General features: G+C 65.9%; 16 protein-coding genes. 13 read left to right on the top strand and 3 right to left on the bottom strand.

The genetic code is table 11. From position 1 onward, the window contains the following. The first annotated feature begins 43 nt into the window (after positions 1-43). Genes HV753_RS06620 through HV753_RS06585 form a run of 8 tightly spaced genes read left to right on the top strand, consistent with a single transcriptional unit; the run spans position 44 to position 7,805 of the window. Positions 44-1,171, top strand: a complete 1,128-nt coding sequence (locus HV753_RS06620; RefSeq protein WP_175173578.1) for an NAD(P)/FAD-dependent oxidoreductase — start codon at positions 44-46, stop codon at positions 1,169-1,171. Then, a complete protein-coding gene (locus tag HV753_RS06615) occupies positions 1,152-1,448 on the top strand; it encodes a (2Fe-2S)-binding protein (protein WP_175173577.1) in 297 nt (98 codons plus the stop codon). The genes HV753_RS06620 and HV753_RS06615 overlap by 20 nt, the downstream gene beginning before the upstream one ends. Then, positions 1,445-2,845: an NAD(P)/FAD-dependent oxidoreductase gene (locus HV753_RS06610; RefSeq protein WP_175173576.1), complete on the top strand. Its 1,401-nt coding sequence runs from the start codon at positions 1,445-1,447 to the stop codon at positions 2,843-2,845. The genes HV753_RS06615 and HV753_RS06610 overlap by 4 nt, the downstream gene beginning before the upstream one ends. Further along, positions 2,842-3,996, top strand: coding sequence for an NAD(P)/FAD-dependent oxidoreductase (locus HV753_RS06605; RefSeq protein WP_175173575.1), 1,155 nt, complete (start codon positions 2,842-2,844; stop codon positions 3,994-3,996). The genes HV753_RS06610 and HV753_RS06605 overlap by 4 nt, the downstream gene beginning before the upstream one ends. Then, on the top strand, positions 3,993-4,934 hold the full coding sequence (locus tag HV753_RS06600; RefSeq protein ID WP_175173574.1) for an ABC transporter permease: 942 nt from the start codon (positions 3,993-3,995) through the stop codon (positions 4,932-4,934). The genes HV753_RS06605 and HV753_RS06600 overlap by 4 nt, the downstream gene beginning before the upstream one ends. Then, the gene (locus HV753_RS06595) at positions 4,931-5,803 is read left to right on the top strand and encodes an ABC transporter permease (protein WP_175173573.1); all 873 of its coding nucleotides are present in this window, start codon (positions 4,931-4,933) and stop codon (positions 5,801-5,803) included. Before HV753_RS06600 ends, HV753_RS06595 begins: the two co-directional genes overlap by 4 nt. Next, positions 5,800-6,819, top strand: coding sequence for an ABC transporter ATP-binding protein (locus tag HV753_RS06590; RefSeq protein ID WP_175173572.1), 1,020 nt, complete (start codon positions 5,800-5,802; stop codon positions 6,817-6,819). Before HV753_RS06595 ends, HV753_RS06590 begins: the two co-directional genes overlap by 4 nt. Then, positions 6,816-7,805 carry an ABC transporter ATP-binding protein gene (locus tag HV753_RS06585; protein ID WP_175173571.1) on the top strand — a complete coding sequence of 330 codons (990 nt, stop codon included), beginning with the start codon at positions 6,816-6,818 and terminating at the stop codon, positions 7,803-7,805. The genes HV753_RS06590 and HV753_RS06585 overlap by 4 nt, the downstream gene beginning before the upstream one ends. Positions 7,806-7,819: 14 nt before the next feature. Here HV753_RS06585 and HV753_RS06580 read toward each other — a convergent pair whose 3' ends face one another. Beyond that, a complete protein-coding gene (locus HV753_RS06580; RefSeq protein WP_175173570.1) occupies positions 7,820-8,863 on the bottom strand; it encodes a LacI family DNA-binding transcriptional regulator in 1,044 nt (347 codons plus the stop codon). A 141-nt stretch (positions 8,864-9,004) separates the two neighbouring features. Here HV753_RS06580 and HV753_RS06575 point away from each other — a divergent pair, with 141 nt between their 5' ends. The 3 genes from HV753_RS06575 to ggt all read left to right on the top strand — a co-directional run bounded on the left by HV753_RS06575 (position 9,005) and on the right by ggt (position 13,651). Further along, positions 9,005-10,354 (top strand): MFS transporter, encoded by a 1,350-nt coding sequence (locus tag HV753_RS06575; protein WP_175173569.1) that lies wholly within the window; start codon positions 9,005-9,007, stop codon positions 10,352-10,354. Next, entirely contained in the window at positions 10,351-11,739 is a 1,389-nt protein-coding gene (locus HV753_RS06570; RefSeq protein WP_175173568.1) for an amidase, read from the top strand. The genes HV753_RS06575 and HV753_RS06570 overlap by 4 nt, the downstream gene beginning before the upstream one ends. A gap of 196 nt (positions 11,740-11,935) precedes the next feature. Next, positions 11,936-13,651 (top strand): gamma-glutamyltransferase, encoded by a 1,716-nt coding sequence (gene ggt / locus HV753_RS06565; RefSeq protein WP_175173567.1) that lies wholly within the window; start codon positions 11,936-11,938, stop codon positions 13,649-13,651. A gap of 52 nt (positions 13,652-13,703) precedes the next feature. Here ggt and HV753_RS06560 read toward each other — a convergent pair whose 3' ends face one another. Further along, entirely contained in the window at positions 13,704-15,095 is a 1,392-nt protein-coding gene (locus tag HV753_RS06560) for a lysozyme inhibitor LprI family protein (protein ID WP_175173566.1), read from the bottom strand. A 107-nt stretch (positions 15,096-15,202) separates the two neighbouring features. Between HV753_RS06560 and HV753_RS06555 the strand changes: the two genes are divergently transcribed. Both HV753_RS06555 and HV753_RS06550 read left to right on the top strand, forming a co-directional pair. Next, positions 15,203-15,889: a MarC family NAAT transporter gene (locus HV753_RS06555; RefSeq protein WP_281370966.1), complete on the top strand. Its 687-nt coding sequence runs from the start codon at positions 15,203-15,205 to the stop codon at positions 15,887-15,889. Then, on the top strand, positions 15,876-16,970 hold the full coding sequence (locus HV753_RS06550; RefSeq protein WP_246288168.1) for an Lnb N-terminal periplasmic domain-containing protein: 1,095 nt from the start codon (positions 15,876-15,878) through the stop codon (positions 16,968-16,970). Before HV753_RS06555 ends, HV753_RS06550 begins: the two co-directional genes overlap by 14 nt. Here the strand turns inward: HV753_RS06550 and HV753_RS06545 are convergent. Continuing rightward, positions 16,947-17,582 (bottom strand): TetR/AcrR family transcriptional regulator, encoded by a 636-nt coding sequence (locus tag HV753_RS06545; protein ID WP_175173565.1) that lies wholly within the window; start codon positions 17,580-17,582, stop codon positions 16,947-16,949. The genes HV753_RS06550 and HV753_RS06545 overlap by 24 nt on opposite strands. Between the last annotated feature and the right edge of the window lie 125 nt (positions 17,583-17,707).

Genomic DNA, 17,707 nt, shown 5'->3' with positions numbered 1-17,707 from the left:
AAAGGTTATAGCGCCGGATTCACGCGCACAAGAAGGATTCGTCATGCGCCAGGACTATGACGTCATCGTGGCGGGCGCGGGCATGGTCGGCGCTGCGATTGCCTACGGATTGGCGGGGCTTGGGCAGCGGGTGCTGATGCTGGACGGCGCTGATACCGATTTCCGCGCGGCCAAGGCCAACTTCGGCCTGGTCTGGCTGCAAGGAAAGGGGCACGGCCATCCCGCTTACCAGCGCCTGTCGCATCAAGCGGTGCAGGCGTGGCCGGAATTCGCGACAGCGCTTGAGGCCGACAGCGGCATGACCTTGGCCTATGAGCGCCGGGGCGGGCTGCATTTCTGCTTGAGCGATGCGGAACTCTCCGCTCGGGCGGCGCGCATTGCCGCCTGGCACGCGCAGGCCCCAGAGCTGCCGTCCTGTACGCAGTTGCTCGATCGCGGCGAACTGCTACGCCGTTTTCCATCGATGCGGCTGGGGGCCGCCGTGGCCGGGGCAAGCCTGGGCGAACGGGACGGACACGTCAACCCGCTGCGGCTGCTTGCCGCCCTGCAAGCCGCCTTCTTGAAGCGGGGCGGAACGCTGCTTAACCGGCATGCCGTGACGGCCATCGATGCATTGCCCGGGGGCGGCTTCGTCGTCGGGGCTGCCGGTTGCCAGGCGCGTGCCGCGCGCGTGGTGATCGCGGCAGGTCTGGGGTCGGCCGCCCTGGGGGCGATGGTCGGGCTGGACGTGCCGTTGCGGCCCCAGCGCGGCCAGATCATGGTCACCGAACGCCTGGCGCCGATCCTGCCCATTCCCGCCAGCGGCATCCGCCAGACCGCTGAAGGCACCGTCATGATTGGCCTGACGCAAGAAGAAGTCGGGTACGACCTGACCACCACGTCGGCTGCCGCGGTGCGCATGACGCGCAACGCGCTGCGCATCCTGCCGGATCTGGCGCACGCGAGGCTGGTGCGGCAGTGGTCCTGCCTGCGGATCATGACGCCCGATGGCTGCCCCGTTTATGCAAGTTCTCCTCTTCACCCCGGCGCGGACATCGCGCTGTGCCATTCGGGCGTGACGCTGGCTTCATTCCATGCGGGGCCCTATGCCCGCGCGTTGGCCAGCGCTGCGCCGCTCGAACCCTTGGATGCCTTTCACCATGAGCGTTTCAATGTTCAGAAAGTTGCATGAGTCCGGCGCGTCCGCGCTGACTCTTACGATAGACGGCAAGTCCGTCTCCGCCGAAGCCGGTGAAACCGTGGCGGCCGTGCTGCTGCGGCAGCAAACGGCGGCAACCCGGACCACCCCCGTGCACGAAAGCCCGCGTGCGCCGTACTGCATGATGGGCGTGTGTTTTGACTGCCTGGCCATCGTGGATGGCGTGGCGTCCACGCAGACCTGTCTGGTCACCGTGCGCGACGGCATGTGCGTGGAACGTCAGTTCGGCCGCCGGAGCGTGATGCCATGAAGCGCGAATTCGATGTGGTGGTGATCGGCGCCGGCCCCGCCGGCATGAGCGCGGCCATTGGCCTGCGCGGCCAAGGCCTGTCGGTGCTGGTGGTGGACGAGCAACCCGCGCCTGGCGGACAGATCTGGCGCGCGGTCGAGGCGGTGGCGGACACGCCGACGGGCACGCTGCTGGGCAAGGAATACCGTGCAGGCGCCGAGCTGGCACGCGCATTCCGCGACAGCGGCGCATCCTATCAACCGCAGACGCAGGTGTGGCAGATCGAGCCGGGCTGGCACGTCTACATGACGCGGGCGGGGCAGGCCGAGGCGGTACGCGCGGATCGCATCGTGCTGGCGCTGGGCGCCCAGGAGCGGCCCGCGCCGTTCCCGGGCTGGACCTTGCCGGGCGTCCTGACGGTCGGGGCGGCGCAGATTCTGTTGAAGACGTCGCGCCAGGTGCCGTCCGACCCGGTGTGGGTGGCGGGCAGCGGTCCCTTGCCGCTGTTGTACATGGCGCAGTTGTTGCGCGCAGGCGGCAAGATTGCTGGCTGGCTCGACACGTCAGCGCCGGGCGGATGGCGCCGGGCCATGCCGTGGGCGGGCGCCGCGTGGGCGGGGCGGGCCGACATCGCCAAGGGGCTGACGTGGCTGCGCGAGATCAAGGCCGCGGGCGTCAAGCGCGTCCGTGGCGTCACGGCGGTGCGGGCGTTGGGCCAGGGGCGCTTGCAGGAATTGGAATACACCGGCGCGGACGGCAAGTCGGTGCGCGCGCCGGCCAGCGTGTTGCTGTCGCACGAAGGCGTGGTGCCCTCCATCCACATGACCCGCGCGCTGGAGTGTGACCATTCCTGGAACGCACAGCAGTCGTGCCTGGTGCCGGATCTGGACCAATGGGGCCAGGCCAGCCGGCAAGGCATCTACGTGGCAGGCGATGGCGCGGGCATCGGCGGCGCGCAAGCCGCTTGCGCGCGCGGCGAGCTTGTGGCGATTGGCGTGGCCGCGGCCGCTGGCCGCCTGACGCCGCAAGCCGCGGCGGCGAAGGCGGCGCCGCTGCGCGGCAAGCTGGCGTCGCTGCTGCGCCTGCGTCCCATGCTGGATGCCCTGTATCCGCCACGTCCTGGCATCTTTTCGCCGCCCGACGACACCATCGTCTGCCGCTGCGAAGAGTTGACGGCCGGCGACATCCGCAAGGCGGCGGCCATCGGCCAGCCCGGGCCCAATCAGATCAAGTCGTACACGCGGGCCGGCATGGGCCCATGCCAGGGCCGCCAATGCGGCTACACCATTGCGCATATCCTGGCGGCCGAGCAGAAGCGGCCGGTGGCGGAAGTGGGTTTCTACCGTATCCGTCCGCCGCTCAAGCCATTGACGCTGGGTGAGCTGGCCTCGCTGGACATCGAGGAAGGGCAGGCATGAGCGCGCACACTTGCGATGTGATTGTGATCGGCGGCGGCCTGCACGGTCTTTCCGCCGCATTGCAGATGGCCCGCCAAGGCAAGCGCGCCGTGGTGATCGAACGCCATTGGGTCGGACGCCATGCCTCCGGTGCAACGGCGGCGGGCGTGCGCACGCTTAACCGCGACCTGGGCGAACTGGACCTGTCATTGGAAGCGATGGACATGTGGCACGACATGGCTACGCTGGTTGGAGACGACTGCGGCTTTCAGGCCAACGGGCAGATTTGCGTGGCCGAAACCCCCGCGGCGCTGGCCGCGCTGGAGGCCCGCGTCAGCGGACTGCGCGCCAAGGGATACACGCATGAAGAGCTGATCGGGCCGGACGAATTGCGGCGGCTGCTGCCGGAACTCAGCCATCATTGCCTGGGCGCATCGATTGCGCGACGCGACGGCGCGGCCGACCCGCACCGCGCATTGCGCGCGTTCCGCCATAGCGCGGAAGCGGCTGGCGTGACCATCATTGAACATTGCGCCGTGACGGGGCTGGAACGCGCGGGCCAGGACTGGCGCGCGCTGACCGACGCCGGCGCGTGGACCGCGCCCTATGTGATCAATGCGGCCGGGGCCTGGTCCGCCCGTATTGCGGCCATGGTGGGCGACGACATCCCGTTGGCGACCAAGTCGTCCATGATGATGGTCAGCGAACGCCTGCGCCCCTTCATCAAACCCGTGGTGGCCATCATGGGCCGTTCGCTGTCGTTCAAGCAGTCGGACCAAGGCACGCTGGTGATCGGCGGTGGCCTGCAAGGCATTCCCGATCTGGACCGCGAAACGTCCACGGCACGCATGCAGGTGCTGGCCAAGGGGGCGCATGCCGCCACCGACCTGTTCCCGGCCGTGCGCGATATCCGCATCGTGCGGGTGTGGGCGGGCCTGGAAGCGAAAACGGACGATATGTTGCCCATCGTCGGCCCGTCGCCCAACGCACCCGGCGTGTTCCATGCCTTCGGTTTTTCGGGTCATGGATTTGAACTGGTGCCGGTGGTGGGGGCCGCGCTGACCGACCTGGTGGTGCGCGGCCACACCGACCGCGCCATTGGCAATCTTCAGGCACAGCGCCTGATGCGGGCGGCGAACGCCGTCCCGCCCACGCGGGAGAACGCATCATGATGCGCTACGCCATCAAGCGCCTGTTGCTGGCCATACCGACGTTGCTGGCCATGCTGACAGCCGTGTTCATCCTGGTGCGCCTGGTGCCGGGCGATCCGGCTGCGGTGATGCTGGGCGACCAGGCCAGCGCCGAAGCCCTGGCCGCGCTGCGCTTGCGCCTGGGGCTGGATTTGCCCACCCATGTGCAGTACCTGCATTTTCTGGGCGACATGCTGACCGGCAACTTCGGCGTGTCCATGGCCAGCGGCCGTACCGTGCTGCAAGAGGTGTCGCTGGTGCTGCCCTGGACGTTGCAACTGACGGCGGCGGCAATCCTGATCGGCGTCGCCTTCGGCTTGCCGATGGGCATCTGGGCGGCGCTGCGCCGCAACGCCTGGCCCGACTATCTGGGCCGTCTGCTGTCCCTGACCGGCTTGTCGTTCCCGGCCTTCGTGTCCGCCATTCTGATGCTGCTGGCATTCTCCATCCAGCTGCGCTGGTTTCCCGTCATCGGCGCCGTCGGCACGGGGGATTGGGTCACGCAATTGCGCGGGCTGGCGCTGCCCGCCTTCAATCTTGGCCTGATCATGATGGCCTACGTGATGCGCGTGACGCGCTCTTCGATGCTGGGCGTGCTGGGTGAGGACTATGTGCGCACGGCGCGGGCCAAAGGGGTGCGGCCGATGCGCTTGATCCTGCGCCATGGGCTGCGCAATGCGCTGATTCCCATCGTGACCGTCGTGGGCCTGTATTTCGGAACGCTGATCGGCAACTCGGTGCTGACCGAGATCGTGTTCAACCGGCCAGGCCTGGGCAAGCTGATCCTGGGCGCGCTCAACAGCCGGGACTACACGCTGCTGCAAGGGTTGATGGTGGTGTTCGCATCGTGCGTGATTGTCGTCAATTTGCTGACCGACCTGGTGTATGGGCTGGTCGATCCTAGGGTGAAATACAAATGAGCGCTGTCGCCGCCATCCCCTCGTCGCGCCCCAATGCCCTGTGGCAGGCGCTGTCCAAGAACCGCCTTTCGTGGATCGGCATCGGCCTGTTGCTGTTGATCGTGCTGGCCGCCGTGTTCGCGCCGTGGCTGGCTCCCCATGATCCCTTGCAGCAGAACATCGCCTACCGGCTGGAGCCGCCATCGGCGGAGTTCTGGCTGGGTACCGACAGCTACGGCCGCGATGTGTTGTCGCGCTTGATCTACGGCGCCCGGGTGTCGTTGCTGGTGGGGTTCGTCGCCATCCTGATCGCCATGTGCATCGGCTCGGCGCTAGGCATCCTGGCCGGCTACCTGGGCGGGCTGGTCGACCAGCTCATCATGGGCCTGGTGGATGTCCTGCTGTCTTTTCCCACCTTGCTGCTGGGCTTGATGGTGGCCGCCATGCTGGGCGCCAGTCTGGAAAATCTGATCATCGCGATTGCCATCACCGAAATCGCGCCGTTCGTGCGGGTGGCGCGTGCGCCCACCATCGCCTTGAAACAGCGCGATTTCGTGGAGGCGGGCAGGGCGCTGGGCTATGGCCCGCTGCGCCTCATGGGCGTGCATATCCTGCCCAACATGGTGTCGGACGTGGTGGTGCTGGGATCGCTGTGGATGGCCTCGGCGATCCGCACCGAGGCGTCCTTGAGTTTCATCGGCCTGGGCGTGCCTCCGCCCGCGGCAACCTGGGGCAGCATGATCCGCGAAGGGTTCGAGAACATCCTGGACGCCTGGTGGCTGACCGTGTTCCCCAGCGTTGCGATTCTGCTGACCGTCCTGGCGTTGAATCTGCTGGGCGACGCCCTGCGCGACGCCATTGATCCCAAGCTGCGTTCGGAGCGCTCATGAATCCTCAACCGAATCTCCCCTCGGATTCCCAAGCCCCCGTGCTGGAGCTGCGCGGTCTGCGCACGGAGTTCCGCGTGGGCGGCGCCTGGCATGCCGCCGTGCGCGATGTGTCGCTGCAAGTGGGGCGCAATGAAACGCTGGCCGTGGTCGGCGAGTCCGGCAGCGGCAAGAGCGTGACGGCCTTGTCGGTCTTGCGTCTGTTGCCGGAAGCGGGCGCCCGCCACGGTGGCGGGCAGATCCTGCTGGATGGCGCTGACCTGGCCTCGCTCTCCGAAAAGCAGATGATGAAGTTGCGAGGCGAGTCCATCGCGATGATCTTCCAGGAGCCCATGACGTCGCTGAATCCCACGATGACCGTGGGCGACCAGATTGCCGAGGCCATCCGCCAGCATCGCCGGCTGTCGTGGGCAGAGGCCCGCCGGCTGGCACTGGCCGTGCTTGAGGAAGTGAAGATCCCGGCCGCCGCCAAGCGCTTCGGTGACTACCCGCACCAGTTCTCGGGCGGCATGCGCCAGCGCGTCATGATCGCGATGGCCTTGGCGTGCAAGCCCCGGGTACTGCTTGCCGACGAGCCGACCACCGCGTTGGACGTCACCATCCAGGCGCAGATCCTGACCTTGCTGTCCGACCTGAAGGCCGCGCATGGCATGGCGGTGCTGTTCATCACGCACAACCTGGGCGTGGTGGCGCAGATCGCCGATCGCGTGGCGGTCATGTACGCCGGCGAAGTCGTCGAGACCGCCGATGTGCAGACCTTGTTTGCCCGGCCCACGCACCCGTATACCGAAGCGCTGCTGCGCGCGATGCCGCGCGTGGACGCCGATAGCGCGGTGCTGGAATCCATTCCGGGCGGCGTGCCGGCCATCACCGCGATGCCGAAGGGTTGTGCTTTCGCCCCGCGCTGCCGCCTGAAAGAGGCGCGGTGTGAAGCGGAGCGTCCACCGCTGACCCGCATCGGCCCGTCTCACCAAGTGCGCTGCGTGGTGCGCGCTGAACCGTATGAGGACAAGGCGTGAGCGATCTTCTGCAAGTCCGCAACCTGGTCAAACGCTTTGAAAGCGGCGGCGGTTGGCTAGGTGGAGAAAAACAGATTGTGCGAGCGGTGAACGATGTGTCGTTCAGTGTTGCACGGGGACAGTCACTGGGACTGGTCGGAGAATCGGGCTGCGGAAAATCCACCGTGGCACGTACCTTGCTTCGGTTGATCGAACCAGACGAAGGCAGCATCCTTTTCGACGGCGTGGACGTGCGGCAGGCGGGTGCCGCCGCCATGCGCGCGCTGCGCCGGCGCATTCAGATTGTGTTCCAGGACCCGTATGCATCGCTCAACCCGCGCCGCACCGTGCGCCAGGCCTTGTCCGAGCCGTTGTTCGTGCACAAACTGGGCGACGCCAGGCAGATCGCCGCCAAGGTGGAACAGGCCATTGGTGAAGTGGGCTTGCCGGTTTCGGCATTGGACCGCTATCCGCACGAGTTCTCGGGCGGCCAGCGCCAGCGCATCGGCATCGCACGCGCATTGGTGCTGGACCCGGAACTGATCGTCGCGGATGAACCGGTGTCGGCGTTGGATGTGTCGGTCCAGGCCCAGATCCTGCAACTGATGGAACGCCTGAAGCGCGATCGTGGCCTGTCGTTCGTGTTCGTGTCGCACGACCTGGGCGTGGTGCGCCATTTTTGCGACACGGTATGCGTGATGTATTTGGGTCGCATCATCGAACACGGGCCCACCGCGCGGGTGCTGGATCATCCCTTGCATCCATACAGCCGGGTGCTACGGGATTCATCGCCCGTGCCGGATCCGGCGGCGCGTATCCGCTTGTTGAAGATCGAAGGCGAGATCCCGGCGCCTACGCATCTGCCGCCAGGCTGCACGTTCCATCCCCGTTGCGCTCGGGTCCAGGCGGATTGCGCCAAGCGCGTGCCGCCGTTGCAATCCATGGGCGAGGGCCGTTCGGCAGCCTGTTTTCATCCGCTGGTCGAGGATGCCACGGCGCTAGCCTGAGCTGTCTGGCGGAGTCAGCCCGAGATTTTCCGGTTGCTGCTGTCCCGTACGACCAGTTCGGGCGGCAGCCTCTGGCTGTCGGGTTGTTCGCCCGCCAATTTCCGCAGCAGCAGTTCCAGCCCCAGCCGCCCCATCTGGTGCATGGGGGAATGGATGGTGGTCAGGCCGATGGGCAACGCCCCGGCAAGCGGTGTGTCGTTGTAGCCCACGATCGCGACGTCGCGGCCGGCTTCCAGCCCATGGTCGCGGGCGGCGCCCATCACACCGACGGCCAGGAAGTCGTTGACCGCGAAGATGGCGGTGGGGCGGTCAGCCGGCGCCAACAGCCGCGCGCCGATCTCGCGGCCTGCATCCGTGTCGAACGGGCTTTCAATGCGCCAGCGCGCCGGCACCTTGACGCCATGCTGCGCGCAGTAGCCGAAGAAGCCCTCGGATCGGTCGCGGCCGGTGCTGGCGAACGGTTCGCCCACCATCACGGCGATGCGCCGGTGGCCCATGTCCAGCAAGTGCTTGGCTGCCAGCCTGCCACCTTCCAGGTCGTCGCAGGTGACGGCGCAGTGCTGGTCGGCATGCCGGCTGACCAGTACGAAAGGCACCTCCCGCCGCGCCAGTTCGGCCAATAGCGGGTTGGGGGGCGCATTGGCCGGCGCACTATGCGCGTCTCCCAGGATCAGGCCATCCACGCGGCGGGCCAGGGCCATTTCGATCAGCTTGCGTTGCTTGTCCGGCTCGTCCTGCGTGTTGGACACAAAGGTCAGATAGCCGTGCTCGGCCGCGGCTTCGTCAATGCCTTCGTAGATGGTGGCCAGCACCATGTCCGACAGCCGGGGCACCAGCACGCCGATCGTGCGGCTGCGGCGCGTTTTCAGGCTGGCCGCATGGGGATTGGTTTGGTAGTGCAATTCCGCGGCAAGCGCGCGGATGCGCTTCACCGTATCCGGAGCCGCTGCGCCGCGCGCATCGTCTTCGGAACCATTCAGGACGCGGGACACGGTTGAAACGTTCAAACCGAGTTGCCGCGCCAGGCTTTGCAGCGTGGCAGGACGCGATTTATTCATGGGGCTGGAGGATACACGCGGAAATAGCGCAGTAGGGCGGATCTCGGCAACTTAGGGTTTTCACTGAATCGATTTTTACGTTTGGACCCCTTAGCATTGCGCAACCCAAACGTTTGGGTAAAACGACTGGATCGAAACGCAATGACAACTGAAAGCCAGAATTCCCGGTTCCGATACCGGATCTTCACCATGGTCGTGCTGCTGGCGCTGATCAACTACATCGATCGCGGTGCCATGTCGTACGCGGCGGCCCACATCACGGGCGAATATGGCCTGGACCGTGGCGCCTGGGGGTCGGTGCTGGGCTACTTCGGCTACGGCTACATGGTCGGTGCGCTGTTCGGCGGCATGCTGGCCGACCGCTACGGCCCGCGCAAAGTCTGGATCGTGGCTGGCGTCGCCTGGTCCGTGTTCGAGATCGCCACCGCCTGGGCGGGGGATTTCGGCCTGGCGTTCCTGGGCGGCTCGGCGCTGGCGGGCTTCGCCACCATCCGCATCCTGTTCGGCGCAGCCGAAGGGCCGGCGTATTCCATCATCAACAAGACCATCGCCAACTGGGCGACCACCCGTGAGCGCGGCTTCGTGGTTGGCTTCGGCCTGCTCAGCACGCCGCTGGGCGCCTTGCTGACGGCGCCCGTGGCCGTGGGCCTGCTGACGCTGACCGATAGCTGGCGTGCCATGTTCTTCATTCTGGGCGGCGCGGGGCTGCTGGTGCTGGTGTTCTTCATGCGCATCTTCACCGACCGCCCCGAAACCAACCCGCGCGTGTCGCCAGAGGAACTGGCTGAAATCCAGTCCTCGCGCGTGCAGTCGGCCGTGGGGCCTGAAGGCGCCGAGGCCCCCGTGCTGCCGTGGTGGAGCTTCTTCCGCAGCAAGACGCTGCTGCTGAACACGCTGGGATACTTCGCGTTCATGTACGTGAACTTCCTGCTGCTGACCTGGACACCCAAGTATCTGCAAGACAACTTCGGCTATAGCCTGTCGTCCCTCTGGTACATGGGCATGATTCCCTGGACCGGCGCTTGCATCACCGTGCTGCTGGGTGGCCGTATTTCAGACTTGCTGTTCAAGCGCACGGGCAGCTTGAAGATCGCGCGCAGCTGGTTCGCCGCGGCCTGCCTGCTGGCGACCACCTTGTGCTTCCTGCTGGTCTCGCAGGCGCAATCGGTGTTCGCCGTCATTGCCCTGATGACCTTGGCCAATGCGTTGAACGCCTTGCCCAATTCCGTCTACTGGGCGGTGGTGATCGATACCGCGCCGTCCAACCGTGTCGGCACGTTCAGTGGCCTGATGCACTTCTTCGCCAACATCGCCTCCATCCTGGCGCCGACCCTGACGGGCTATCTGACGGCGAGTCACGGCTATTCGGTCATGTTCATCGCCGCGTCGGTCGCCACGGCCGTCGGAATGTTTGCGATGATTCAGGTGCGCCCGGGCGTCGGCCCGCGCATGCCCGCCAGCCCGGCCCTGCAATCGGAATCCGCGAAATGACCCAACAGAATCCTTCCTCGCCCCAGCTTGCCGTCGAACCCGGCTTCTTTCGCGGCCGTCGCATCGCCGACTTGCAGCAGGCCATGGCCAATGGCCGCCTGACCGCCGAGGACCTGGTGCGGCATGCGGGCGCCGCCATTGAACGCCTGAATCCGCAGCTCAATGCGTTCGTCCACGTTGATATCGCCGCCGCGCTGGTCGTTGCCCGCGAACGCGATGCCGAGCGGGCAAGCGGCAAGGTGAGGGGGCCGCTGCACGGCATCCCCGTCGCCATCAAAGACAACGTCGATACGGCCGACATGCCAACCACCATGGGCGCCGCGCACTTCCTGGGCCACCGGCCGCAGACGGACGCGCGCTGCGTGGCGTTGCTGCGCGCCGCCGGCGCCATCGTGGTCGGCAAGACGTTGACTCATGAATTCGCGTATGGGCCAACGGGAGACCGCAGCGTGCAGGGCGCGGCGCGAAATCCCTGGCGCGTGAGCCAGATCACGGGCGGCTCCAGCGCGGGTAGCGCGGCCGCCGTGGCGTCCGGCATGGTGCCGGTGGCGCTGGGCACCGACACGGGAGGATCGGTGCGAGTGCCATCCGCGCTGTGCGGCCTGGTCGGATTCAAGCCCACGCATGGCCGTATCTCCGATGCGGGAATCTTCCCGCTGGCTCCCACGCTGGAAGATCCCGGCGTGCTGGCCAATTGCGTGGAAGACGCCCAAGTCTTCATGCAGGCCCTGAGCGACGGCGCAATGGTGCCCGCCACGGATACGCTGGGCGCGAATGGCCTGCGCATGGGCTGGGTGGCCAACGTGCCCTTCGCCATCGATGATGCGACCGTTACCGCGTGCGCGCGCGCTGCGGCGCAACGTTTGGTCGGCGGTGCGGTGCAAGAAGCGCCCGAGGTCACGCAGCACGCGCGTGCGCTGCAAAGCGCGCTGGGCGCCATCCAGCGCGCTGAAGCCTACGAGGTCCACGCCGAGCGCGTGGAATCCGCACCCGAAAAGTTCGACCCGGAAGTGCTGGAACGCCTGCGGGCCTCACGCCCGGTGCAAGGGTGGGAATACGTGCGTGCCATGAAGGAAAGGACGCGCTTGCAAGCGGAATTCGCGCGCCTGTTCCAGCAGGTGGATGTGCTGGCGCTACCGGCCGTCGCCATTACCGCGCCCGCATTGCAGCAACGCAGCGTGGCGGGTCCGGGTAGCGCCGGCGTGCGCGAAACCCTGCTGGGCCTGACCAACCCGTGGAACGTGCTGGGTCTTCCGGCCATCAGCCTGCCCGCAGGCTGGGTGGATGGCATGCCGGTGGGCTTGCAACTGGTGGCCGCCGCGGGCGCCGATGAGAAGTTGCTGGCACTGGCCGCCAGCCGCTGGCAGCCGCCGCAAGCCCGCTGACGCCGCGATCAGCCTGCGCGCTGGGCTGCGCGCAGGCGACGGAGTTGGGCATTGCTTGCTGCGCCGCGGCATGACGTCATGGAATGGCGGCGGTAGTTTTTTTCGTTTGCGGCGTTCTCGGGAGGCTTCCAGAATGGCCTGGCGGCACGTGCTTGCTGGCATGCGCCGACATCCAAAAAAAACGAGGAGACGTTGTATGCAGGGCCTTACCCGTAGTCCGTTGTTGATTGCCGTGCTGAGCGCATCGGCATGGTTCGTCGCATTGCCCGCCCAGGCGGTGTCACCGCCTCCTGCGCAAGGGCAGAACGGCATGGTCGCCAGCGCACACAAGCTGGCCAGCCAGATTGGCGTGGATGTGCTGAAGCAGGGCGGCAATGCCGTGGATGCCGCGGTGGCGGTCGGCTATGCGCTGGCCGTGACCTTGCCGCAGGCGGGCAACCTGGGAGGGGGCGGATTCCTCGTGATCCGCATGGCCGACGGCCGCGAAACCATGGTCGACTTCCGGGAAGCCGCGCCCTTGGCCGCCAGCGCGGACATGTACCTGGATCAGGACGGCAAGGTGCGCCGTGAAATGGTGTCGCGGTCTTGGCTGGGCGCCGCAGTGCCGGGCACCGTGGCCGGCCTGGAGTATGCGCGCCAGCACTACGGCACGCTGCCCAGCAAGCCGCTGGTGATGCCCGCCGTGGCGCTGGCCCGTGACGGCTACGCGCTGACACAATGGGACGACGTGGTGGTTCATGGTGATTTGCTGACCACGTTCGCCAAGACGGACGCTTACGTCGGGAAGTACTTCCTGAATGGCGGCAAGCCCTATCGCGCGGGGGAGACGTTCCGCCAGCCAGCCTTGGCCAAGACCTTGCAAACCATCGCGGACAACGGGCCGCAGGCGTTCTATCAAGGGTGGATCGCGGACGAGACCGTGCGTGCCAGCAAGGCGGGCGGCGGCATTTTCACACCCGAGGACTTCACGCAATACCAGGCGCTGACCTACAAGCCCATCCACTGCTCCTACCGGGGCTATGAACTGGTGTCTGCCGCTCCCCCCAGCTCGGGCGGAATCTCGCTGTGCGAAAGCTTGAACGTGCTGGAGAACGTTTCGCTCAAGGACATGGGCCAGCGTTCAGCCGCCAGCACACACCTGTACATTGAAACGTTGCGCCGTGCTTTCGCCGACCGCAATGTCGAACTTGGCGATCCGCGCTTCGTCGACAATCCGGTCGATAACCTGATCTCGAAGTCCTACGCGCAACAGGTGCGCGCCAGCATCGATTTGGGTCGCGCCACGCCATCGTCGGCGATCAAGGGCGGCACGCCAGTCAAGGAAGGCAACCACACCACGCATTACTCCATCGTCGACAAGGCGGGCAATGCGGTGTCCGTGACGTATTCGCTGGGCCTGCGCTTTGGCACGGGCAAGGTCGCGGGCGACGCGGGCTTTTTCCTGAACGACACCATGGAAGGGTTCACCGCCAAGGTGGGGGCGCCCAACGTGTTTGGCTTGATCCAGGGCAAGGCCAATGCGATCGCGCCCGCCAAGCGCTCGCTCAGTTCCATGACGCCCACCGTGGTGCTCAAGGACGGCAAGGTCTACATGGTGACTGGCAGCCCCGGCGGCCCGCGCATTATCACGACCACCTTGCAGACCATCCTCAATGTGATCGACTACGGCATGGATGTGCAGGCTGCCGTCGATGCGCCGCGCATCCATCATCAGTGGCTGCCCGACACCGTGTATCTGGAAGCGGGTGCATTGTCGCCGGACACGCGGGCGATGCTTGAGAAAATGGGCCACCACTTCACCGTCGAAGAGAACTGGAGCGTGGCCGACGCCATCGTGGTGGACCGTAGCCGCGGCTTGATCTTCGGCGGCCACGACAATCGCGCGCCTGCTGGCGCGGCGCTCGGCTACTAGGCGTCCACGCCGCCACGCCCCAGGGCATCGTGCCCTGAGGCGTGGCGGCGCCTCAGTTGTGGTTGATTTCGATGGGGCCGACCGAGGCCTCAACCCGGACGGCGCGGCGCTTGCCCTGGATCATGAATTCATCTTCGCGGCCGCCCGCATCGGGCGCGCGCAGCATCATCATGGCGCTCAGGCCAGCGTTTCTGTCGTAGCTGCCGAACCAATCGATGACCTGTCCGATACGGCAATGGGCATCCACGGTCACCGCGACGTCGGCCACGATTTCGTAGCTGTAATGTCCCGGCCCGTATTGGTAGTAGCTGTCCCGTTCATCGGCTGTCGCGCTGGCGGGGATGGGGCACAACGGCCGGGCGGGAACCCCCGGCTGGTCCGAGGCGGCGGGTTCGCGCGTGGATTCGGCGTCGACTTGCGTCAACGCCTGGGTCAGGGCGGCATGCAGTGCGTCGTCCAGCGTGCGCACCGTGTTTTGGTCGGCGCGTTTCTGCTGCTTGGGCACTGACAGCTGATAGCGGTATTGCACGGTCAGGGTGGGTAGGTCGCCCTGGCTGTGAAAAGGCCTAAGCAAGTAGATATCGTCCACGCCATAGCTGCTGTTGCGGTAGGCCGCGTAAGTGCGGCCGCGCAAGCGGATCCAGGTGCCGTCCTGGTTCGAGCCACGGTCGTTCAGCGTGTACAGGCCAGCGGCCGCGTCGGGCGTGGCCGGGCCGCCATAGCGGTTGCCAATACGGCGCAACGCGCTGATGTCCGAGAACAAGCCGGTGCCGCCGGTATAGGAACGGACCACCAGATCTCGCAGGCCGTCACCATCCAGATCCATCAAGGTGTAGGACGCAATGCCGTTCTCGCCACCGGCGTCAATGCCCGAGGCCTGCAAGGCTGCCCATTCGTCCTGGGTGACGTCCATGGGCTGCTGCTTTGGAAACTTGGCTTCGTCGTCATCGGCGTTTTCGCGAACGTTGTCGAAGGTCGTCATGCCGGCTTTGACGGATAGCGACGCCAGCGTGTTTTCCAGCGGGAATTCGGCGTCGGTCTGGCGGGCGGCCTCGACGGCCTGGCGCAGGTCTTCCAGCGCCAGTCGGTCGGTTTCGTCCGGCACATAGGCGGTGGCGCTGCGCAACATGTCTTGTAGCTTGCTCAGGCGCAGCAGATACTGGTCGCGGAGGCAGTCGGCGTTGGCCCCGCAGCGGTTGCGCACCTTGATCCAATCACGCTGTTCCTGACGCAAGGCGGCACGTCCGTCAGGGCGAACCTCTCCCAGCTTGCCGTATACCCGGGCCAGATCGTTGTCCTGGCGGAGCAGGTCCGCGTCGGCACAGATGGCCAGTTCGGTGGGGGTCTTGGCCTGCGCGCAATTCATGCCGGCGGCAAACACGGGAGAGGCAAGAGGCGCCAGCACCAGAATAGCGCCGAGCAACGGCTTGGGAGTCAGATTCAAAACGGCTTCCGGCTAGAAGTGTGTAAGGTAGAGTGCATTACACGATTGAACCGTGAAACCAGGCAAGTCGCCCATCGTGGCCCGCGCCTACTTTTTTCTTGAATTTCATGATGAATGATCTGATTCAACTGGGCAAACTGATCAGCCTGGGCCTGGCGCTGATGCTGCCCCTGGCCAATCCGCTGACATCCATGACGTTGCTGTTGTCCCTGGGCCAGCAGATCCCCTACAAGGAACGCGAACGCCAGGTCACCCAGGCCGCCTTCTATGTCGTCGGCATCATGCTGGTGACCTACTACGCGGGCGCGTGGATCATGCATACCTTCGGCATCTCGATTCCGGGCTTGCGCATCGCGGGTGGCCTGATCGTCGTCACGATCGGATTCAGCATGTTGTTTCCGCCGGCCGAACCCCGCACGCTTGAAGCCGAAGTGGCGGCCGACGCCCAGCATCAGCGGCAAACGCCAAACATCGCCTTTGTGCCGTTGGCGCTGCCCGGCACGGCGGGGCCCGGCACCATCGCCATGATCATCAGCGGCGCTGCGTCCGTGGACACCTCGCTGACTGCCACCTACGCCCCGTGGGTGATCGCGGTGACCCCGGTCATCGTGTTCGCGTTGCTGGGCGTGTTCTTCTGGGTGTGCCTGCGTTCGGCGGGCCGCATCGTTGCCGTGATTGGCCAAAGCGGTGTCGAAGCCATTTCGCGCGTCATGGGGTTCCTGCTGGTATGCATGGGCGTGCAGTTCGTGATCAACGGCGTTCTGGAAATCGTGAGCCTGCATGCCGGTGCCTGACCCGATGGCGCGTGGTGGTTGGCTGCGCCGTGGCCTGGTCGCGGCAGGGCGCGTGATCGCCAGCGTGTTGGTGGCGGCGTCCGCGTTGTGGGGCGGGTTCGCGCTGGTCTATCAAGCGCCGGGCGGCGTGTGGGGCAAGGGCGCGGCCGTGCTGGTCTGGATGGTGTTGTGCGTGGGCGCGATCGTTGCGCTGTGGCGCGCGGGTCCGTGGCGCAGGCGTGCCGGATGGGCCTATCTGGCAGGGTTGATCGTGCTGTGCGGCTGGTGGCAGACGCTTGCGCCCTCCAATGACCGCGTGTGGGCCGACGATGTGGCGAAGATGCTGCGCGGCACGGTGCAGGGGTCGACCGTCACGCTGGAGAACGTGCGCAATTTCGATTGGCGCACCGACGATGACTACACCGTGCGCTGGGAAACCCGCCAGTACGACCTGGACCAGCTTGTGTCCGTCGACATGGCGCTCTCGTACTGGGCAGGCCCCGAGATCGCGCATACGCTCGTGTCCTTTGGATTCTCGGACGGCCGTCACCTGGTGTTCTCGGTTGAGATCCGCAAGGAACGTGGCGAGCAGTTCTCGGAAATTGGCGGGTTCTTCAAGCAGTTTGAATTAAGCGTGGTGGCGGCGGAAGAGCGCGACATCCTGTATGTGCGTGCCGGGCCGCGCGGCGAAAGCGTCTACCTGTATCCGGTGCGGATGCCCGCGCCAGCGATGCGTGCTCTCTTCCTGTCCTACGTTGCCACGGCCAACGCGCTGGTCGATACACCGCGCTTCTATCACACCGTCACCGCCAACTGCACGACGCTGGTCTATCAGATGGTGCGCGCCATCGTCCCGGGTTTGCCGCTTGATGCCCGCATCCTGCTGTCGGGATATCTGCCCGAATATCTGTATGAGCAGGGCGGTCTGGACACCGGCGTTCCGTTGGACGTCTTGCGGCAGCGGGCCTCGGTGGGGCGACAGGCCCCGCCGGGCGATGACGCCATCGAATTCTCCCGCCGCATCCGGCAGCAAGGGATGCCTGCGCCGGCCGGAGCGAAGTCGTCATCCGACGGGCGGCTAAGCCTGGTACGCGCGCAATAGGGTGTCGACGCCGTAGTGGCAGGTGGCCAGGTGTTCGGCGTGCGGGCCATCGGCATAACCACCCACCAGGCGGGCATGGAAGGCGATGCCGTTGATCAGGTTGCCCAGCGTCAGCGCGGCCTGGCGCGGGTCGTCAATCTTGAGTTCACCGCGCGCACAGGCATGCCGCAAGCATTGTTCCAGAGGCGCGTGGATTTGCTTGTCCACCGCGTCTTGCAGGGCGGTGGCCAGTTGGGGCATGCGGTGGCATTCCGACACCAGCAGCCGGTGCAGCGCTGCGGATTTCGGCTGCACGGCATAGGTGAGCAGGCGCACGGCCAGCTCGTGCAGCGCCGAATCCACCGCCTGGCGGGGCGATGTCTCCAAAAATACCGTTGCGCGCAGATCATCCAGCTCGAATTGCAGCACTGCGGCCAGCATGCCCTCTTTGTTGCCGAACAGCTGATAAGCGGTCGCGGCGGAGCCGCCCGCTTGTTGCACGATGCGTTGGATGGATGTTTGCGCGTAACCAAGTTCCAGCAGGGATTGGCTGGCGGCTTCCAGCAGCCGCCGCCGTCGCGCTTCGCCCTTGCCGGTCAGAGCGCGCGACGTGGAATCGTTCGAATCGCCCATTACTTGTTTCTCCCTGTTTCCGAGCCGTGTTTTCAGCGCATTTTGCCTGATTCTTTCTTGTAATGTAGAGTACATTACACTAAAGAGCGCTTCACGCGTGCGCGTTTCTCACGTGAGTTTTGGGT

Origin of the sequence: Achromobacter pestifer (genome assembly GCF_902859625.1) — a bacterium.
In the GTDB taxonomy this organism is placed as follows: Bacteria; Pseudomonadota; Gammaproteobacteria; order Burkholderiales; family Burkholderiaceae_B; genus Achromobacter; species Achromobacter pestifer.
Note: the sequence above shows the minus strand (reverse complement) of the source record. Positions and strands in the feature narration are given on the sequence as shown.